Raw genomic sequence first — 20,364 nt, 5'->3', positions numbered from 1 at the left:
GAGCCCCGCTCAAAAGGTCTGGTTGTAGGCGCCGACTTCGGGGCTGCGGCGCAGCACCGCATCGACGGCTTCGAACATCTGCCGGCGCCGCTTGGATGATACCGGGCTCTCCACCACCACCACAAGCTCCGGCTTGTTCGATGATGCCCGCACCAGCCCCCAGGTACCATCCTCCGCCACGACCCTGACGCCGTTGACGGTGATCAGTTCGGCGATCTTCTGGCCGGCGAAGACCGCGCCGTCGTTCTTCATCTTGCGAAAATCGCTTACGACGCGCTCGACGACGCCGTATTTGAGCTCGTCGGCGCAGTGTGGCGACATGGTCGGCGTGCCGAAGGTCAGCGGCAGATCGCGGTAGAGATCGGCCATGCTGCTTTGCGGGCTGCGATCCAGCATCTGGCATATGGCGATGGCCGTTACCAGGCCATCGTCATAGCCGCGGCCGATCGGCGGATTGAAGAAGAAATGGCCCGATTTCTCGAAACCGGCGGCGGCGCCGAGTTCGGCGACGCGCCGTTTGATATAGGAGTGACCGGTTTTCCAATAGTCGGTGACCGCGCCATTTTCCCGCAACGCCTTGTCAGTCATGAACAATCCGGTCGACTTGACGTCGACGACGAAAGTCGAGCCGGGATAGAGGTGCGAAATGTCGCGCGCCAGCATGACACCGACCTTGTCGGCGAAGATCTCGTTGCCCTCATTGTCGACCACGCCGCAGCGGTCGCCGTCGCCATCGAAACCGAGCCCGACATCGGCGCCCGTTTCCAGCACCTTGTCGCGAATGGCGTGCAGCATCTGCATGTCTTCGGGGTTGGGATTGTAATTGGGAAACGTATGATCGAGCTCGACGTCGAGCGGGATCACGTCGCAGCCGATCCTTTCCAGTGCCTCGGGAGCGAAAGCCCCAGCGGTGCCGTTGCCGCAAGCGGCCACCACCTTGAGGTTCCTCGAGATACGCTTTCCCGCTGTCAGATCGTCAAGGTAGGTTTTGCGGAAGTCCGCAACGAAGTCATAGGAGCCGCCACCTACAAGATCGAAATCGCCGGACAGCACGATCGCCTTCAACGCACTCATCTCCTCCGGACCAAAAGTCAGCGGGCGCGCCGCGCCCATCTTGACGCCGGTCCAGCCATTCTCGTTGTGCGAGGCAGTGACCATGGCGACGGACGGCGTGTCGAGCGCGAACTGGGCGAAATAAGCCATCGGCGACAGGGCCAGCCCGACATCCTTGACCCGTGCGCCGGCTGCCATCAGCCCGGAAACCAGCGCCAGCTTTATGGCAAGCGAATAGGAGCGAAAATCGTGACCGGTGACGATGTCGGGCCCGGCACCCACGCGACGGATCAGCGTGCCGAGCCCCATGCCGAGCGCCTGGACGCCGATCAGATTGAGTTCCGGCGTTTCGTTCGAGCCGGGATGGCCGAACCACCAGCGCGCATCATATTCGCGAAACCCGGACGGCTTGATCAGCGCCGAGGTTTCAAACTCAAAAGTGTTTGGTCTGACATCGCTAACGATCTTCATCGACAAGGCTGCAAACTCCAGGCTGCTGAATCAGGTGCTTCGAGGCAAGGCGACGGTTACCCAGAAGCCCTTTAAGCCGTGTTTGTGCGACAGGAAACTGAAACCTGTATGACGTGGCGGCGAAGCGAAAGAAATGCGACAGAAGCGCCTCCATTGGCGCTTGCAGTAACCAAACGCGGCGGCTATAAGCCCGCGGTCTGGTCACGGAGTGTAGCGCAGCCTGGTAGCGCACATCGTTCGGGACGATGGGGTCGCAGGTTCAAATCCTGCCACTCCGACCAGAAAAAACAGCGGCTTAGCTGTTTTTGTTCCCGAAACAACCACTATCCGCCGCAGTTCTGACCAATCGCTATGCGCTCAGGCGAAATCGCGTGACATCGATGGCCGCGGCCATCAGTGTCTGTGTGTAGGTTGCCTGCGGATTACTGAAGATCGCCTCGGCCGGTCCCTCTTCGACGATCTTGCCCTGCTTCATGACGATGATGTAGTCGGCCATGGCGCGCACGACGGCGAGATCGTGGCTGATGAACAGATAGGACAGCTCGTGGTCGGCCTGCAGCTTGCGTAGCAATTCGACGATCTGCTTCTGCACGGAGCGGTCCAGCGCCGAGGTCGGCTCGTCCAGCACCACCACTTTAGGCTTGAGTATCATGGCGCGTGCAATGGCGATGCGCTGCCGCTGACCGCCGGAGAATTCATGCGGATAGCGGTTACGCGTGTTCGGGTCGAGCCCGACTTCGAGCAAGGCGTCGACCGCGCGGAGATCGCGCTGCCTGCCAGACAGATTGGGCTCGTGGACCAGCAGCCCCTCGGTGATTATCTGGCCGACGGTCATGCGTGGCGACAGCGAGCCGAATGGATCCTGGAAGACCAGCTGTAATTCGCGCCGCAGCGGCCGCATCGCCTGGCGGTCGGCGTGGGAAATGTCGCGGTCGCCAAGCCGGATGATGCCGTCGCTGGGCAGGAGCCGCAGCAAGGCGCGGCCAAGCGTCGATTTTCCCGAGCCGGATTCGCCGACGATGCCGATCGTCTGGTTGCGCTTCAGCCGTATCGAAATGCGATCGACGGCGCGCAGCAGCAGCGGCTCGCCGCCAAGAAATCCGCCGCCGATCTTGAAGGTCACCTCGACGTTCCTGCCTTCAAGCAGGACAGGGGCATTCGGCGGCGGCGGCGCCTTGGTGCCGGTCGGTTCGGCGGCCAGCAGCATCTTGGTGTAGGCGTGCTGCGGGTTGGCGAAGATCGCTTCCGCCTCGCCCTCCTCGACCACCTCGCCATAGCGCATCACATAGACCCGATCGGCAAAGCGCCGGACGATGCCGAGATCGTGGGTGATGAAGACGATCGCCATGCCGAGCTTGCGCTGCAATTCGGCGAGTAGCATGAGGATCTGCGCCTGGATGGTGACGTCGAGCGCGGTCGTCGGCTCGTCGGCGATCAGTATGTCGGGGTCGTTGGCGAGCGCCATGGCGATCATGACGCGCTGGCGCTGACCGCCCGACAATTCGTGCGGGTAGGATTTCATCCGCCGCTCCGGATCGGGAATATGGACCAGCCGCAGCAGCTTAAGCGCCTCCTCGCGCGCGGCGGCGGCGCCAAGTCCGCGATGCTTGCGGATCGGCTCGATCAACTGGTTGCCGATCGAATAGAGCGGGTCGAGCGAAGTCATCGGCTCCTGGAAGATCATGCTGATCTTGCGGCCGCGGATCTTGTTGAGCTCGGGCTTGCTCAAGGTCAAAAGATTGCGGCCGCGATAATCGACTGTGCCGGTGGCCTCGCCGTTCGAGGCGAGCAGGCTCATCGCCGCCATCATCGTCTGGCTCTTGCCGGAACCGGATTCGCCGACGACGGCGACGGTCTCGCCTGATTTGACGTGGATATTGATGCCCTTCACCGCCTCCACCACACCGTCGAGGGTGCGGAAGCGGACCCGAAGGTCCTTGACGCTGAGGATGGTTTCGGAGGCAGCCATCTCTCAACGATCCTTCGGGTCGAGCGCGTCGCGCAGCCCATCGCCGACGAAATTCAGCGCGAACAGCGTGGAAACGAGAAAGAAGGCCGGGAATAGAAGCAGCCAGTTGGCCGAGCCGATGTTCTGGGCGCCGACCGAGATCAGCACGCCCCAGCTGGTCATCGGCTCCTGGACGCCGAGCCCGAGGAACGACAAAAAACTCTCCAGGATAATGACCTGCGGCACCAGCAGCGTCATGTAGATCACCACCGGCCCGAGCAAATTGGGGATAACGTGGCGCAGCAAAATGCCACGCTGTCCGACGCCCATCGCCTCCGCCGCCTGGACATATTCCTGCCGGCGGATCGACAGCGCCTGTCCGCGCACGATGCGCGCCATGTCGAGCCACAGCACCGCGCCGACGGCCAGGAACATCAGCACGAAGTTCCTGCCGAAAAACACCACCAGCATGATGACGAAGAAGATGAACGGCAAAGAATAGAGCACGTCGACGACACGCATCATCACCTCGTCGACCCTGCCGCCGGCAAGGCCGGCGGTGGCGCCGTAGAGCACGCCGATGACCACGGCCACAATGCCGGCAAGCAATCCGATGGCCAGCGATATGCGCCCGGCCATCAGCGTTCGCGACAGCAGATCGCGGCCGGTGTTGTCGGTACCGAACAGGAAATATTGCTGCTTGATCGAGGCACTCATCACCATTTCGAGACCATCCGGCGATTTGCTCTCGATCTTTGTGTCATCGAAGGTATCGGAACGATCAAGGTAGCGAATGTTGCGGTCGTCGATCGGCTTGGACGATCTGACGGTAACGAACACACGACTGCCCTCCTGCCGCCAATCCTTGATGTCGACGCGCATACGCCTGATCGCCTCATCGAGAGCGCCTTCGATCATGTCGGCCTGCGGATAGGCGGAGAAGCTCGGCGGCGTGCGCACATAGTCGGCATAGATGGTGGTATACTGGTGCGGCACGAAATAGGGCCCAAACACACTGATGACGGTGATGAAGGCAAGATAATACAGACTGAACATGGCCGCGCGATTGGCCTTGAGGCGCGCCCAGGCGTCACCCCACAGGGATCGGCCGACGACCGGTGCGGCAACTGCGATATCAGTCATAGCGCACCCTCGGATCGACGACACCATAGAGGACGTCGACGATCAGGTTGAAGACAATGGTGAAGAGCGCGATGACCACCACCGTCCCCATAACCAGAGTGTAGTCGCGGTTGAGCGCGGCAACGACAAAATGGCGGCCGATGCCCGGTATAGAGAAGATGGTCTCGACGATGATCGAGCCGGTGAGAAGGGCTGCAGCTGCCGGACCGGTAAAGGAGACGATCGGCAGGATGGCGCCGCGCAGCGCATGCTTGACGACGACTGACCAGTCGGACAGGCCGAGAGCGCGCGCAGTACGGATGTGATGCGAGTGCAGCGATTCGATCATCGAGCCGCGCATCAGGCGGGCAACGATGGCGATCTGCGGCAGAGCGAGCGTCAGCACCGGGCCGACCTTGTTGATGAGGGCTCCATCGCCCCAGCCACCGATCGGCAGCAGCTTCCACGTCAATCCGAATACAAGCTGGATTACTGGGGCGATGACAAAGGTCGGTATGGTGCTGCCGGCGGTCGCCAGCGCGATCACCGAATAGTCGGCAAGCTTGTTCTGGTTGAGCGCCGCAACAGTGCCGAGCACGCTGCCGAGCAGCAGCGCCAGAACGAGTGCCGAAGCGCCGAGTTGGATCGAGATCGGCAGGCCCTCCCTGAACAACTCGCCGACGGTGAAATCCGGCATATTGTAGCTGGGACCGAAATTGCCGCGCAGAAGATTGCCCAGATAGTGGACGTACTGCAACCAGAGCGGATCATTGAGGCCGAACTGGGCTTCGAGATTGGCCCTGATCTCGGGGCTCAGACCCCGCTCCTGGTTGAACGGGCCGCCCGGCGCGACACGTATCAGGAAGAACGCTATGGTCACGATGACGAACAGCGTCGGAATGGCGGTCAGAAGCCGCCGGAATACGTAACGCAGCATCGGTGCCCCGCTTGATCCAGAGCGCGCGTCCAGCTAGACGATTGCACTCTAGCCTTCAAATCTTCGCACCGACATTGCCGAAAATCTATTCCGGTTCCCGGGCCGATGCGATGGCAAACCAGCGCCGCCGCGCATTGAGTTGCGCGGCGGCCCAGCGAAGGGATCAGTCCTTGCTGATGAAGCGGGACGGATGGATGTCCATCACATTGTCGTCGAAGCCATGCAGCTTCGAGGAAACGATATCGTGGTAGCTGTAGTAGAGAAGCGGGATCTCGCCGACGTCGTCGACGAGGATGCGCTCGGCTTCGGCGAGTTTCTTCATACGCTCTTCGGGCTTGCCGCCCGCGGCGGCCGCCTCGTCCATGGCTGCCTCGAATTTCGGACTGTTGTAAACCGAATAGTTGTTGCCGCTGGCCTTGCGAGAGATGCCGAGAAAGGTTTCCGGATCCTTGTAGTCGGCGATCCAGGCGGCACGCGCCACGTCATAATCACCCTTCTGCTCGAGGAAGGAGTAGTGGGTCTTGGTGTCGGTGTTGAGCAGCGTGACCTCGACGCCGAGCGGCTTCAGCTGTTCCTGGATGGCGACAGCGGTGTTCTTGTGGTTCTCCGAAGTGTTGTAGCGGATCTGCATCTTCAGCGGATGCTCGGGCGTATAGCCGAGCTTCTCCAGGATTTTCTTGGCTTCATCTTCGCGGTCGATCTGCGGCATGTCGGCGTATTTCGCCAGTGCCGGCGTGTAGCCCTCGATGCCCGGAGGTACCATCGAATAGCCGGGCAGCATCGAATTCTGCCAGACTTTCTCGGCCAGGAAGTCGCGATCGATCGCCATAGAGATGGCGTTGCGCAGTTCGACATTGTCCCACGGCGCCTTGTCGGTCTTGATCGCATAATAGTAGATGCCGAGATATGGCCCGACGCGGACCTGGTCGCCGAATTTGGCCTTGAGATCGGCGAGCTGTTCGGTCGGCAGGTCACCGTAACTGTCTAGTTCGCCGGCCTCGAAGCGCTTCATCGCAGACGAGCGATCCTCGGTCGGGATGTAGTTGACCACGTCGAACTTGACGCTCGCGGCGTCCCAGAATTTCGGATTCTTGACCAGCTTCAGATGGTCGTTGGGAATCCACTCCGCCGCTGTAAAGGCCCCGTTGGAGACCAGCTTGCCTGCCTTGATCCAGTCGGCGCCAAGCTTTTCGATGGACGCCTTGTTAACCGGATAGGTCGCCTGATGGGTCAGCATCTCCAGGAAGTAAGGCGTTGGCGCCTTGAGCGTGACTTCGAGAGTATTTGCGTCAATCGCCTTGACGCCCATATCCTCCGGCTTGCCCTTCTTGGTGTTGACTTCCTCGGCACCCTTCACGGGATAGAGCATGGAAGCGTATTCGGCAGCGGTGGCCGGATCTTCCAGCCGACGGAACGAATAAACGAAGTCGTCCGCCGTCACCGGGCTGCCATCCGACCAGAGGCCGTCCTTGCGCAGCTTGAAGGTGTAGACAGTGCCGTCGTCGGAGACCGTCCAGCTTTCGGCGGCACCCGGAATGAGGTTCGTCTTCTGGTCATGCATGACGAGGCCCTGGAACAGGTCGCGTATGATATCGGCTTCGTAGACCGTCGAGGTCTTGTGTGGATCGAGCGTCTCCGCTTCGGCGGCGGCTCCGCGGTTGTAGACGGTCTCGGCGAAAGCCGGCGTGTAGAACGTACCGGCGGCCAAGGCCATGGTCGTGGCGAGTACCGTCGCCTTCAGCACATGTTTCAACATGGAGTTCTCCCTAATGACGTCGCCCTTCAGCCACGTCTCTAAGCGTTGACGCCCCGAAACCGATTGGCTGGTTCCTTTCGAGCGCGCAGCCGGTTCCCTTTCCGGCAGCTGGTGGCCAAACAGTAACGTGGAGATTTTTTATTTCAACAGTCTCTCGGGGTCACCCAAAGTAAGGCGCCGGGACAGTCGTCTTGCGAACGGCCAATCAATGATCCAAACCATGGGCTTGTCTGCGTTTCATCGCCCAGAAAACGCCCTTCCGTGGGAGATAATCTGGCTGATCATTTCAGTTTGCGGGAATGTCTTAATTGGTTCTTAGTCAACCACGGGTTACATATTTGGACGGGTTCGGCACATCCCTCTTAAGTTCCGTGGACAAGGGCAATGGATAAGACAGACAGTAAAGCTGTCTCATTAGCGGCAAAAAACACGTGTCGAATAATGACAAATCTACGCAAAATTGGAGATGAGTCCGGAACTTCCGCGATCGAATTTGCCCTGCTTTCACCGGTCTTCATCCTCCTCCTGCTCGGAATGGTTGCATATGGTATCTATTTTGGTGCAAGCAACTCCTTACAGCAGATCGCCGCCGATGCCGCCCGCACTGCGATTGCCGGATTGAACCAAACCGAGCGCCAGGCGCTGGTGGCGAGTTTCGTCAAAAACAATGCCAGTGGATACCCGTTCGTCGATTCCGGCAAGCTGACATATCAGGCGACGGACAGCACGGCCGATGGAAATCAGTTCGTCGTGTCCATCCAGTACGATGCGAGCAACCTGCCGATCTGGAACCTGTTACCGAGCCTTGCGATGCCGCAAACCACGATCTCACGCAGGTCGACCATAAGGATTGGAGGCATTTGAATGTCGCAGTTCTTGCTGAGGGGCATAGGTCGGATCGCTCGCTCGCTGGTTAGCGACGAGAAGGCGAACTTTGCCGTCATGACGGCGCTGATAGCGCCATTCGCCCTGGGGCTTGCGGCCTTCGCCGTCGACGAAGGTTCGATCTACACGGAGCGCAGGGAAGCCCAAGCGATGACGGATCTGGCGGCGATCACCGCGGCGTCGAACATCAACAATATGGAAGCCGCGGCGGTAACCACGCTCGGTGACAACCGAATGCCCGGCATCATTGTTCAAAAGCCAGGTCAGACAATCGTCCCCACGGCTGGGAAAACCGTCGTGTCCGTCACCGGCGGCCGATACTCAGCGGCTTCCTCCGTTGGTGTCGACAAGCGCTTCGAAGCCGGTAAAACGCCGTACAACGCCGTTCGCGTCACTCTGCACAAAATCCCCGCCCGGTATTTCGCCAGTTCGCTCATCCCTACTCCGGTTATCGGCACCGAAGCCATTGCCAGCGTGACCCCGCAAGCGATGTTCTCGGTCGGGTCAAGGCTCCTCAGCGTCAATGGCGGCATCCTTAACGCGCTTCTAAGCAAGTTGCTGGGCGGCAACATCTCGCTCAGCGTCATGGATTACAACGCGCTGATCTCGGCCGACGTCAACGTGCTTTCGTTCGTCGACGCCCTTGCCGTACAGTTGCAACTGACAGGTGTCAGCTATTCCGACGTGCTGGCGTCAAAAGCGACGGTAGGCCAGATCGCGACCGCCATGGCCAATGCGTCCGGGTCGGGCAGCGCCAGCAAACTTGTGCTGCAGACGATCGCGTCAAGGGCCACGAACACGGTCAAGATACCCCTCAGTCATCTTATCGATCTTGGCCCGATCGGTAAGCTTGGCCTCGGACAAAAATCTCCCGGTTTTTCCGTCGACGCAAGCGCGATGGGCATGCTGGGTGCCGCCGCCTCGCTGGCCAATGGCTCAAAACAGGTCGAGGTCGATCTCGGCGCCACTATTCCGGGACTTACCTCCACCACACTCGCCATCGCCATCGGTGAACCGATGCAATATTCACCCTGGCTGGCCGTCGGGGAAAAAGGCACCGTGGTGCGCACCGCGCAGACGCGAATCAAGCTGGTCACCACAGTCGGCATCGGCAATTCCAATCTCGGCGGCGGCATCAGTCTGCTGTCCGTCAATCTGCCTCTGCATGTCGAAGTCGCCTATGCGGAAGCCAAGCTGACTGACATCAGCTGCCCGACGGGCCGGCCGGATAGCATCAAGGTGTCGATCGCCGCGCAGCCTGGCGTGGCCTCGCTGCACCTTGCCGCCAGCGACGCAGACAACAATCCATCGGCCTTCGCCGATTTCAGCAATCCGCAATCGTTCTCCGACACCACGATTGCCCAGGTAAGCGTGAAGCTTCTGCTGCTAACCCTCAATCTGCTTGATGTGAAGGGTTCTTCATCACTTGCTATCACCAACAACGATCCGACCACATTGACCTTCGACAGCACCGATATCGCCAACAAGACGATAAAAACTGCCGCCACAAAAAACCTGACGCAATCGCTCACGACATCGCTGGTCAGTGGCCTCTCGCTCTCCGTCAATGCACTGGGCCTCGGGCTGGACGTGACGGCCCTGCTCGGAACGGTTAAGCCGGCGGTGGTAACGGTTCTGAACGGCGTGACGGCGCCGGTCGACGCACTGGTCTACAACGTGCTTGCGGCGGTCGGCGTGCATGTCGGCGAGGCCGATGTGCGGGTTGTCGGCGCGACTTGCGGGCGCTCCGTGCTTGTTCAATGAGATGATGAAATAGAGCTCAGCCGATCTGGCCGAAGAAGCAGCCCAGCGGCGGCAGCGACAGAGTTCTTTCCTGCAAGACGCCGGCAGCACCGCCAAGATCTCTCGGCTCAATCGCTTCCAGATCCGGTGGCAATTGCCAGCCGGCCGGCTCGTCGGCGAAATTGAAGACACACAGCAGCTTTTCGTCACCGCCTTCGCGAATGAAAGCAAGGACGTCGCCTTCGGCATCGAGGAACCGGATCGAGCCTCGAACCAGCGCCGGATGCTGCTTGCGCAAGGCCAGCATCGCCCGGTAGCTCGCCAGGACGGAGGTTTGCTCGCCATTCTGGACGTCGACCGCCCGGGCGCGATGGCTTGCCGGGACCGGAAGCCACGGCTTGCCGGTTGAAAAGCCGGCATTGTCGGCGACAGCCTCCCAGACCATCGGCGTTCGGCACCCGTCCCGCCCCTTGATTGCCGGCCAGAAGCGGATGCCGAAGGGATCGCGCAAATCCTCGAACGCCAGTTCGGCCTCCTCCAGCCCGAGTTCTTCGCCCTGGTAAAGGCAGATCGATCCGCGCAAGCAGGAAAGCAGCACGATCGAGAATTTCGCCACCCTGTCCGGATCGCCGCCCGGCCTTGTCCATCGACTGACGTGGCGCACGACATCGTGGTTGGAGAACGCCCAGCAAACCCAGCCGTCGAACACCTTACTCTCGAAGGCCTCGACACAGCCACGCACATGCGACGCCGAGAATTGCGGGCCGAGCAGATCGAACGTGTAGGACATTTGGAGCTTGTCGCCACCGCCGGTATAGGCGGCGAGTGTCTGCAAGGAACGAGTTTCGTCGCCAATCTCGCCGACAGCGACGCGGCCTTCATACTCGTCAAGCAAGGCCCGGAAGCGCTTGAGAAAAGTAAGGTTTTCCGGCTGGCTCTTGTCGAACAGATGCTCCTGATAGAGATAGGGGCTGGTTGCCGTATTGGTGCCGGCGACGCTTTCCGCCAAAGGCGGGTTGCTGCGCAGCCAGCGGTCGTGGACGTAATAGTTGACCGTATCCAGCCGGAAACCGTCAACGCCGCGCTCGAGCCAGAACCGCACCGTTTCCAGCAAGGCGTCCTGCACCTGCGGGTTGTGGAAATTCAGGTCCGGCTGCGAGGCGAGGAAATTGTGCAGGTAATATTGCCTGCGCGTCGCATCCCACTCCCAGGCCGGGCCGCCGAACAGCGACAGCCAATTATTGGGGGCGGTGCCGTCGGGCTTCGCATCGGCCCAGACGTACCAGTCGGCCTTGGGGTTGTCGCGGCTCGTGCGGCTTTCGACGAACCATTCGTGCCGATCCGATGAGTGCGACAGGACCTGGTCGATGATCACCTTCAGGCCGAGCCGGTGTGCCTCGGCAACCAGCGCGTCGAAATCCTCTGATGTGCCGAACATCGGATCGACAGCGCAGTAATCCGAAACGTCGTAACCCATATCGGCCATTGGTGACTTGAAGAAAGGCGACAGCCAGACTGCGTCGACCCCGAGCGATGCGACATGGGCCAGCCTCGAGGTGATGCCGCTGAGATCGCCGCTGCCGTCGCCTGTCGTGTCCTGGAAGGAGCGCGGGTAGATCTGGTAGATGACGCAGCCGCGCCACCATTCGGCATTGTCAGCCATCATGGCTTCCCCCTGCGCCCGCCGGCGCTGTCCTGCTTTCGATGATGAACATGACCGTTCGCCCAGGCACCGGCCGTGAGATGTCGCCAGTATCCGTTTCGATGGCTGGGCGCCAATGAAAACCCGCCCGTTCCGGCAGCGTGAACACGCAGGCTCGGCGGTCGCCATTGATGACCATCGCAAGGCGACTGTCCTCATTGTCACCGAGCACCATGACCAGCCGATGTCGCCTAGGATCGTGCCAGGCTGCTTCATCGAGCGGCACGCCGGTTTCCGTCAGCCAGGCGACGTCAGGTAATTGCGAGCCGGCCGGCAGTTCTCCAGTCAGGAAGCTGGTGTCCGAAAGCGCCGGCGCGGCACGACGCATCTTGGCGAGCAGAGCCGTGTACCGCTCCAGCGCCCGGTCGCGCCCGGACCAGTCGAGCCAGGTAATGTCATTGTCCTGCGCGTAAGCGTTGTTGTTGCCGCGCTGCGTGCGGCCGAACTCGTCTCCGGCCGTCAGCATGATCGTGCCGCGCGAGGCAAAGAGCGTCGCCAGCAGCGCGCACTGGTCATCGAAACGGGCCGTAACGATTGACTGGTCGTCAGTCTCGCCCTCGACGCCATTGTTCCAGGACAGGTTGTCATCGTGACCATCGCGGTTCTGTTCGCCATTGGCCTCGTTGTGCTTGTGCTCGTAGGCAACGATATCGGCCAGCGTCATGCCGTCATGCGCAGCGATGAAATTGAGGCTTCGGCCCGTTGTCTGGCCTGCTTTGGAAAAGACGTCGGACGAACCGGCAAGCCGCGTCGCCAGCGCACCGATTATGCCGCCGTCGCCGCGCCAGAAGCGGCGGATATCGTCACGGTATCTGTCGTTCCATTCTAGGAAGGGCGGCGGAAAATTGCCGAGTTGATAGCCATCCGGTCCGACATCCCAGGGCTCGGCGATCAGCACCCGGTCGCCAAGAACAGGGTCGTTGCGAATGGCGTTCAGCAGCGGCGCATCGGCGTCGAAAACGCCGTCGCGGCGGCCGAGGATCGGCGCCAGGTCGAAGCGGAATCCGTCGACACCAGCCCGCTGGACAAAGTGGCGAAGCGTGTCGAGGACCATTTCCCGGACGACCGGATGGTCGCAGGCCACCGTATTGCCGGTTCCGGTGTCATTGACCAGCGCGCCGTTGGCCTCGTGCCGGTAGTAGGCGCGGCTGTCGAGGCCGCGCAGCGACAATGTCGGGCCGAGCCGGTCGCTTTCGCCGGTGTGATTGAACACCAGGTCGAGAATGGTGCCGATGCCGGCCTCGCGCAGCGCAGCGACCGTTCCGCGCAACTCGGCCAGACCGCCGGGCGCCAGTCGCGGATCGAGCGCCATGAAGGTCACGGGATTGTAACCCCAGGCGTTGCGCAGCCCGAGCGGCGGCAAATGCCGTTCGTCGATCGATGCCGTCACCGGCATCAACTCAACGGCTGCAACACCAAGTTTTTGCAGATGCTCTACAACAAGGGGGTGAGCGAGAGCTGCAATGGTGCCGCGCTGCTTCTCGGGGATGTCCTTATGCAGCTTTGTGAAGGCACGTACCGGCACTTCGTAGATTAGGCCGCCGGGCCGAAACAGCGGCGGCAAGGCAGGCAGCGGCTTCGGCAAGGCGCCGGCAATCGCCTTCGGCATCAGCGGCGCGGTATCGACCCCCTCGCCCCGGCGCGCGGCCAGCCGGCCGTCATAGGCATAAGGCCTGTCGATCTCGACGGCGTAGGGATCGGCCAGCAGCTTGTCGGGATCGAACCAAAGGCCCTGCTCCGGCGCGTAGTCGCCATCGGCGCGGAACCCGTATCGGGTGCCGGCGCCGAGACCGGCAACAAAAAGCGCGTGCACGCCCTCGCCTTCCGACTGGAGTTGCAGCCGGTCGATTTCGCGGTTGCCGCGCTGGTCGAAGATCGAGACCCAGATGCGCCGAGCCGACGAGGACCATGCGGCGAAGCGGATGCCTTCTTTGGTGATGGTTGCGCCGAGTTGGCTCATACGGCGTCTCCTTCTCCCCTTGTGGGAGAAGGGGGAGCCTCGCAACGCAGGCCGAACTCAGACGGCCGGCTGTCAACCAAAGTCACGTAATCACGCTCGGCTTGGCGCGACCGGTATGGCTGCGAATCCCGGCGATGTCGTCGGCCGCCGCAATCAGGTCGGCAAGTGCCTCCTGGGTCTCCAGATTGTGGCGGCTGTTGTCCGGCTCGTAGCGCTCGACATAAAGCCGCAGTGTCGCGCCCGAGGTGCCGGTGCCGGACAGGCGGAAGACGACGCGTGAGCCACCTTCGAACAACACCCTGATGCCCTGGTTCTTGCTGACCGAGCCGTCGACCGGATCGTGATAGGCGAAATCATCGGCGCTGGCGATCGTCATGCCGCGCACGCTGGTGCCAGGCAGCGAGCCGAGCTTGGCGCGCAGTTCGTCGACGAGCGCATTGGCACGGTCGGTCTCGACCTCCTCGTAATCGTGCCGCGAATAGTAGTTACGGCCGTAGGCTGCCCAATGCTGGGTAACGATCTGCTTGGCGCTTTCGCCGCGCACGGCAAGGATGTTGAGCCACAAAAGCACGGCCCACAGGCCGTCCTTTTCGCGTACATGGTTGGAGCCGGTCCCCGCACTCTCCTCGCCGCAGATCGTCGCCATGCCGGCATCGAGCAGATTGCCGAAAAACTTCCAGCCGGTCGGCGTTTCATAGATGCCGATGCCGAGCTTTTCGGCGACGCGGTCGGCAGCACCGCTGGTCGGCATCGAACGGGCTATGCCTTTCAGCCCGGCCTTGTAGCCCGGCGCCAGATGGGCGTTGGCGGCGAGCATCGCCAGCGAATCCGACGGGGTGATGAAAATGCCCTTGCCGATGATCAGGTTGCGGTCGCCATCGCCATCAGAGGCAGCGCCAAAGTCGGGCGCATTCGGGCTCATCATCTCGTCGTAGAGGTGTTTTGCATGCACCAGATTGGGATCGGGATGGTGGCCGCCGAAATCCGGCAGCGGAATGAAATTGCGGGCGGTGCCATTCGGCGCGCCGAGCCGGTTTTCGAGGATCTCCTTGGCGTAGGGGCCGGTCACCGCATGCATGGCATCGAAGCGCATGCGGAAACCCGATTTGAACAGCGCCCGCAAGGCCTCGAAATCGAACAGGCTTTCCATCAGATCGGCATAGTCGGCAACCGGATCGATGATTTCGACGGTCATGTCAGCCGCCTTGACCGTGCCGATCGTGTCGATGTCGACCGGCCCGATATCGGCGATCTTGAAGCTTGAAATCGCCTTGGTTTTTTCGAAGATCGCGTCGGTCAGCTTTTCCGGCGCCGGGCCGCCGTTGCCGGCATTGTACTTGATCCCGAAATCCTCATGTGGGCCACCCGGATTGTGGCTGGCCGACAGGATGATGCCGCCGAAGGTCTTGTATTTGCGGATTACATGCGAAGCGGCCGGCGTCGACAAGATGCCGCCCTGCCCGACCATCACCTTACCGAAGCCGTTTGCCGCGGCCATGGCGATGGCCTTCTGGATGACCTCGCGGCTATAAAAGCGGCCGTCGCCGCCGATCACCAGGGTTTTGCCATCGAATCCATGCAGCGCGTCGAAGATCGACTGGATGAAGTTCTCGGCATAGTGCTCCTGCTGGAACACCGGGACTTTCTTGCGCAGCCCGGAGGTGCCGGGTTTCTGGTCGGGATAGGGTTTGGTGGCGACGGTGCGGATCATCAGTCAGGCAGCCCTTTTCGAAAGCAGCAAGCGAAAGAGTTGAACATATTTTTCGGCGCTTTTGTCCCACGAAACGTCGGCCTTCATGCCTTGCCGCTGCATCGACGTCCACACCGCGGGATTGGCATGCGCCTCGACAAGGCGGCGGACGGCGTGCAGCAAGGCGCCGGCATTGGCGGGCGCGAATTGGAAGCCGGTCGCCACGCCGGCAGAGATGGCGGCTTCGTTGGCATCGATGACCGTGTCGGCAAGGCCGCCGGTGCGCGCGACGACCGGCACGCAGCCATAGCGCAGGCCGTAGAGTTGCGTCAGCCCGCAAGGTTCGAAGCGCGACGGGATGATGATGGCGTCGCAGCCGCCCTGCATGGTGTGGGAGAGCCCCTCGTCATAGCCGACGACGACGCCGATGCGGCCACGATGGCGGGCTGCGGCGGCAAGCAACGCGCCTTCCAGCCCAGCGTCGCCGGACCCAAGGATTGCCAGCCGTGCACCTGCCGCGACGATGCCGTCGACGGCCGCAGCCAATATGTCCATGCCCTTTTGCCAGGTCAGCCGGCTGACGACGCAGACGATCGGGCTGTCATCGCGATCGAGGCTGAAACGGTCCTCGACCGCGGCCTTGTTGGGCATTCGCGCCTTAAGCGTCTTTGCCGTGTAGTTGGAGACCAGATGCTTGTCGGTTTCCGGGTTCCATATCTCGGTATCGATGCCGTTGACGATGCCATGGAGATCGACGGAGCGCATGTTGATCAGGCCGTCGAGGCCCATGCCGAATTCGGGCAAACGGATTTCCTGCGCATAGGTCGGGCTGACCGTGGTGATCGCCCAGGCGGCCTGCAGGCCGGCCTTGAGGAAGCCGACGCCGCCGTAATATTCGACGCCGTCGAGCGCCATCGCCGCCGCCGGCAGGCCAAGCTCGCCAAAGATGCTGGCGCCGAACTGGCCTTGGAAGGCGAGGTTGTGCACGGTGATCATCGACGGCGTGCCGACCGCCTTGCCGTAGCGCATGTAGGCGAGCGTCATTGCCGACTGCCAGTCATGGGCATGGACGATATCGGGCAGGTAGCCCGAGATGGAGCCCCCGGCGATGTCGCCGCCTACCTGGCTCAAGGCAGCGAACCGCCGCCAATTGTCCGGCCAGTCGGCGCCGGTCGCGTTGCCGTATGGACCGCCGGGGCGGTCGAAAAGATGCGGCGCGTCGAGCACGAACAGGTCGAGGCCGGCGATCTGGACGGCGTGCACCGACGCCTTGCCGCCCTGCAGCAGCGGATATTGCTGAACCGCCTTCTTTTTCTTGAAGGCGCCCATCACCTGCGGGTAGCCGGGGACGAGCGTGCGCATAGTGACGCCCTTGCCGGCCAATGCCATGGGCAAGGCGCCGGTTACGTCGGCGAGCCCTCCGGTCTTGACCAGCGGAAAGATCTCGGGCGCCACCGACAGAACCTGCATGCACTACGATCCCAGCCTGTTGATCATGTCCTGCGTGACCAGGCAGATGCCTTTTTCCGAAACGCGGAAACGCTTGGCGTCGAGGACGGGATCCTCGCCGACCACCAGCCCCTCCGGAATCCTGACGCCGTGATCGATGACTACGCGCTTCAGCCTGGCGTTGCGGCCGACATGGACGTCAGGCAGCATGACGACCTCCTCCAGCGTCGAATAGGAATTGATACGCGCGCCGGTGAAGATCAGGCTCCGCTTCAGCGAAGCGCCCGAAACGATGCAATCGCCCGACACGAGAGACGACACGGCCGACCCGCGGCGGCCATCCTCGTCATGCACGAACTTTGCCGGCGGCTTCAACTCGGCGTAAGTCCAGATCGGCCAGTCGCGGTCGTAAAGGTCGAGTTCCGGCGTGATGTCGGTCAGGTCGATATTGGCTTCCCAATAGGCGTCGACCGTGCCGACGTCGCGCCAATAGGCCTCGTTCTCGGCGGTCGAGCGCACGCAGGATTTGGCGAAGCGATGGGCGATCGCCTTTCCGTGCTCGACGATGTAGGGGATGATGTCCTTGCCGAAGTCGCGGCTCGAGCCGGGCTCTGCCGCATCGCGACGCAATTGCTCCATCAGGAACTTGGTCTTGAACACATAGATTCCCATCGAGGCCAGCGCAAAATCCGGTTTGTCGGGAATGCCCGGCGGATCGGCTGGCTTTTCGATGAAGGAGATGATGGTGTCCTTGGGATCGACATGCATGACGCCGAAGCCGGTAGCTTCCATGCGTGGCACTTCGAGGCAGCCGACAGTGACGTCGGCGCCGGCCTCGACATGCTGGCGCAGCATCATTTCGTAGTCCATCTTGTAGACGTGGTCGCCGGCCAGGATGACCATGTATTCCGGCCCATAGGCCTCGATGATGTCGATGTTCTGGTAAACGGCGTCGGCGGTGCCCTCGTACCATTGCGTTTCCGACACACGCTGGCTGGCCGGCAGGATGTCGAAGCTCTCGTTGCGCTCGGGCCGCAGGAAGTTCCACCCGCGCTGCAGGTGGCGGATCAGCGAATGCGCCTTGTATTGGGTGGCGACGCCGAGGCGGCGGATACCGGAATTGAGCGCATTGGAGAGCGCGAAATCGATGATGCGGGTCTTGCCGCCAAAATAGACCGCCGGCTTGGCACGGCGGTCGGTCAGTTCCTTGAGCCGGCTGCCACGGCCGCCGGCCAGCACATAAGCCATGGCGTCGCGTGCCAGCGGCTGTGTTCGTTTTATTTCAGCCATTCCTATCCTCCCAGGTTAGATGCTCCAGACATAGCTCAGTCCGGGACGAATTCGAGCATGATCGTCGACAATGGCGGCAAAAGCATCGTCGCCGAGATGCCTCCTCCCGCTTCCGCTCGAGCCTCGACCGCGCCGCTGTTGCCCTTGCCGGAACCGCCATAGTCCGTGGCGTCGGTGTTGATGATCTCGCGCCATTTTCCGGCCTGCGGCAACGGCACGCGGTAATTGTCGCGCGGCACCGGCGTGAAGTTGGAAATGACGGCGACCGGGTTGCCGCCCGGCGCGCTGCGAAGCCAGGCAAAGACCGAGTTCGCGCTGTCGTCGACGATCAGCCAGGAAAAGCCCTCCGGCTCGCAGTCGCGGGCATGCAGCGCCGGGCGCGAGCGGTAGAGATAGTTGAGGTCGCGCACTGTCTGCCAGACGCCGCGGTGGAGCCGGAAATCGAGCAGGTTCCAGTCGAGCGCGCGCGCCTCGCTCCACTCGCGGCGCTGCGCGAACTCCTGGCCCATGAACAACAGCTTCTTGCCGGGATAACCCCACATGAAGGCGTAATAGGCACGCAGCGTCGCGAATTTCTGCCAGTCGTCGCCGGCCATCTTGTTGAGCAGCGTGCCTTTGCCGTGCACCACCTCGTCATGGGACAGCGGCAGCACGAAATTCTCGCTGAAGGCGTAGACCAGGCCGAAGGTGATGTCGTTGTGGTGATGCTTGCGGAAGATCGGCTCCTTGGAGAAATACTCCAGAGTGTCGTGCATGAAGCCCATGTTCCACTTGAAGCCGAAGCCCAGCCCGCCTTCATGCACCGGCTGCGAGACTTTCGGCCACGAGGTCGATTCCTCGGCGATGGTCATCACGCCCGGATGGTGGCCGTAGACTTCCTTGTTCATACGCTGCAGGAAGCTGACCGCCTCGAGGTTTTCGCGTCCGCCCTTCTCGTTGGGGATCCATTCGCCGGCCTTGCGCGAATAATCGAGATAAAGCATCGAGGCGACCGCATCGACGCGCAGTCCGTCGACGTGATATTTCTCGGCCCAGAACAGCGCATTGTTGACCAGGAACGAAATCACTTCGCGGCGCCCAAAATTATAGATCGCTGTGTTCCAGTCGGGATGGAAGCCCTTGCGCGGATCGGCATGTTCATAGAGCGCGGTACCGTCGAACTTTGCCAGACCGTGTTCGTCAACAGGGAAATGCGCCGGCACCCAGTCGAGGATGACGCCGATGCCTGCACGGTGGGCGCCGTCGACGAAGCGGGCAAAACCGTCCGGATCGCCAAAGCGGGCAGTCGGCGCATAAAGACCCGTCGTCTGGTAGCCCCAGGACGGGTCATAGGGGTGTTCGGAGATCGGCATGAATTCGATGTGGGTAAAACCGGTCTCGACCACGTAAGGGATCAGCCTGTCGGCGAGCTCATCCCACGACAGGAAGCTGCCGTCGTCGTGAAGCTGCCATGACCCGGCATGGACCTCGTAGATCGATACAGCTTCGCGCCTGTGGTCGGCATTGCGCCAGTAGTTCCGGTGCGCCTCGTCACCCCATTCATGCGCCGGCGGCAAAGCCGTCACCGAGGCGGTGGCCGGGCGCAGTTCGGACTTGAAGGCGAACGGATCGGCTTTGAGCGGCAATCTCACGCCATCCGGCCCGATGATTTCATACTTATAAGGGCGGCCAGCGCCGATGTCGGGAATGAACAGCTCCCAGATGCCGGTGTCGCGGCGGACGCGCATGGTATGCCTGCGGCCGTCCCACTCGTTGAAGTCGCCGACCACCGAGACGCGCCTTGCATTGGGCGCCCACACCGCAAAATGTACGCCCGATGCACCTTCATGGTCTATGAGATGGGCGCCGAGCTTGTCGAACAGCCTGAGATGCGATCCTTCGGCGATGTAATAATCGTCTAGCGGACCGAGCACGGGGCCGAAGGAATATGGATCGGTCAGCCACCAGTCACCGCCGGCGTTCCTGGCGTGGTAGCGCAGCGGCTGGCGTTTGCGCAGCGACAGTTTGCCTTCGAAGAAACCGCGATCGTCACGCCTCGACAGCTCGCCAGCCTTCTTGCCGGTCAGCGTGTAGGCAGTGACGGACTCGGCATGAGGAACGAAGCAACGGGCGACAAATCCCTTCCCAGCCTCATGCACGCCGAGCACGGCAAACGGGTCGCCGTGCGTGCCCGCGACAATCGCCGCGACATCGCTGGTTTGCGCCAGTCCGTCCGGCCCGCTTGTCGCAACGGTCGCGCGCGGCTTGCTCATCAGGCAGTGATCCTCCCCGGGGCACCAAGTGTATGTTTCTACTGGAGTTTTGAATTCGACATTCGCATGCCGCCTGACCCTCCAAAGGATGCGAGGGTCAAATCCA

General features: G+C 61.7%; 13 protein-coding genes and 1 tRNA gene. 3 read left to right on the top strand and 11 right to left on the bottom strand.

What is annotated here, in order from left to right:
* Positions 1-9 precede the first annotated feature (9 nt).
* A complete protein-coding gene (locus NKH83_RS04715) occupies positions 10-1,524 on the bottom strand; it encodes a phosphomannomutase/phosphoglucomutase (protein ID WP_502895541.1) in 1,515 nt (504 codons plus the stop codon).
* Between the two features lie 204 nt (positions 1,525-1,728).
* Here NKH83_RS04715 and NKH83_RS04710 point away from each other — a divergent pair.
* Positions 1,729-1,805, top strand: a tRNA-Pro gene (locus NKH83_RS04710).
* A gap of 68 nt (positions 1,806-1,873) precedes the next feature.
* Here NKH83_RS04710 and NKH83_RS04705 read toward each other — a convergent pair.
* The 4 genes from NKH83_RS04705 to NKH83_RS04690 form a co-directional block, all read right to left on the bottom strand.
* Positions 1,874-3,493, bottom strand: a complete 1,620-nt coding sequence (locus NKH83_RS04705; RefSeq protein WP_254819906.1) for an ABC transporter ATP-binding protein — start codon at positions 3,491-3,493, stop codon at positions 1,874-1,876.
* A gap of 3 nt (positions 3,494-3,496) precedes the next feature.
* Complete coding sequence (locus NKH83_RS04700; protein ID WP_254819905.1) at positions 3,497-4,615, bottom strand: ABC transporter permease; 1,119 nt, start codon at positions 4,613-4,615, stop codon at positions 3,497-3,499.
* The gene (locus NKH83_RS04695) at positions 4,608-5,531 is read right to left on the bottom strand and encodes an ABC transporter permease subunit (RefSeq protein ID WP_352479493.1); all 924 of its coding nucleotides are present in this window, start codon (positions 5,529-5,531) and stop codon (positions 4,608-4,610) included. Before NKH83_RS04695 ends, NKH83_RS04700 begins: the two co-directional genes overlap by 8 nt.
* Before the next feature lie 163 nt (positions 5,532-5,694).
* Positions 5,695-7,287, bottom strand: coding sequence for a peptide ABC transporter substrate-binding protein (locus tag NKH83_RS04690; protein WP_352479492.1), 1,593 nt, complete (start codon positions 7,285-7,287; stop codon positions 5,695-5,697).
* 441 nt (positions 7,288-7,728) lie between these two features.
* On the opposite strand from NKH83_RS04690, the gene NKH83_RS04685 reads away from it, so the two are divergent.
* Together NKH83_RS04685 and NKH83_RS04680 are read left to right on the top strand one after the other, a co-directional pair.
* Positions 7,729-8,151, top strand: coding sequence for a TadE/TadG family type IV pilus assembly protein (locus NKH83_RS04685; RefSeq protein WP_352802731.1), 423 nt, complete (start codon positions 7,729-7,731; stop codon positions 8,149-8,151).
* A 78-nt stretch (positions 8,152-8,229) separates the two neighbouring features.
* Complete coding sequence (locus tag NKH83_RS04680) at positions 8,230-9,936, top strand: pilus assembly protein TadG-related protein (protein WP_352802296.1); 1,707 nt, start codon at positions 8,230-8,232, stop codon at positions 9,934-9,936.
* Between the two features lie 16 nt (positions 9,937-9,952).
* Here the strand turns inward: NKH83_RS04680 and bglA are convergent, their stop codons facing one another.
* From bglA to glgB, 6 genes are all read right to left on the bottom strand, one after another.
* Complete coding sequence (gene bglA / locus NKH83_RS04675; protein WP_352802294.1) at positions 9,953-11,581, bottom strand: beta-galactosidase BglA; 1,629 nt, start codon at positions 11,579-11,581, stop codon at positions 9,953-9,955.
* Entirely contained in the window at positions 11,571-13,577 is a 2,007-nt protein-coding gene (gene glgX, locus NKH83_RS04670; RefSeq protein WP_352802292.1) for a glycogen debranching protein GlgX, read from the bottom strand. The genes bglA and glgX overlap by 11 nt, the downstream gene beginning before the upstream one ends.
* Positions 13,578-13,659: 82 nt before the next feature.
* Complete coding sequence (locus NKH83_RS04665) at positions 13,660-15,288, bottom strand: alpha-D-glucose phosphate-specific phosphoglucomutase (RefSeq protein WP_352802291.1); 1,629 nt, start codon at positions 15,286-15,288, stop codon at positions 13,660-13,662.
* A gap of 3 nt (positions 15,289-15,291) precedes the next feature.
* A complete protein-coding gene (gene glgA / locus NKH83_RS04660) occupies positions 15,292-16,737 on the bottom strand; it encodes a glycogen synthase GlgA (protein ID WP_352479486.1) in 1,446 nt (481 codons plus the stop codon).
* Positions 16,738-16,740: 3 nt separating this feature from the next.
* On the bottom strand, positions 16,741-18,006 hold the full coding sequence (gene glgC, locus NKH83_RS04655) for a glucose-1-phosphate adenylyltransferase (protein ID WP_254819896.1): 1,266 nt from the start codon (positions 18,004-18,006) through the stop codon (positions 16,741-16,743).
* Between the two features lie 35 nt (positions 18,007-18,041).
* Positions 18,042-20,258 carry a 1,4-alpha-glucan branching protein GlgB gene (gene glgB, locus NKH83_RS04650; RefSeq protein ID WP_254819895.1) on the bottom strand — a complete coding sequence of 739 codons (2,217 nt, stop codon included), beginning with the start codon at positions 20,256-20,258 and terminating at the stop codon, positions 18,042-18,044.
* Positions 20,259-20,364: the final 106 nt, after the last annotated feature.

The organism is Mesorhizobium sp. M0909 (assembly GCF_040319515.1).
Lineage (GTDB): Bacteria > Pseudomonadota > Alphaproteobacteria > Rhizobiales > Rhizobiaceae > Mesorhizobium.
Note: the sequence above shows the minus strand (reverse complement) of the source record. Positions and strands in the feature narration are given on the sequence as shown.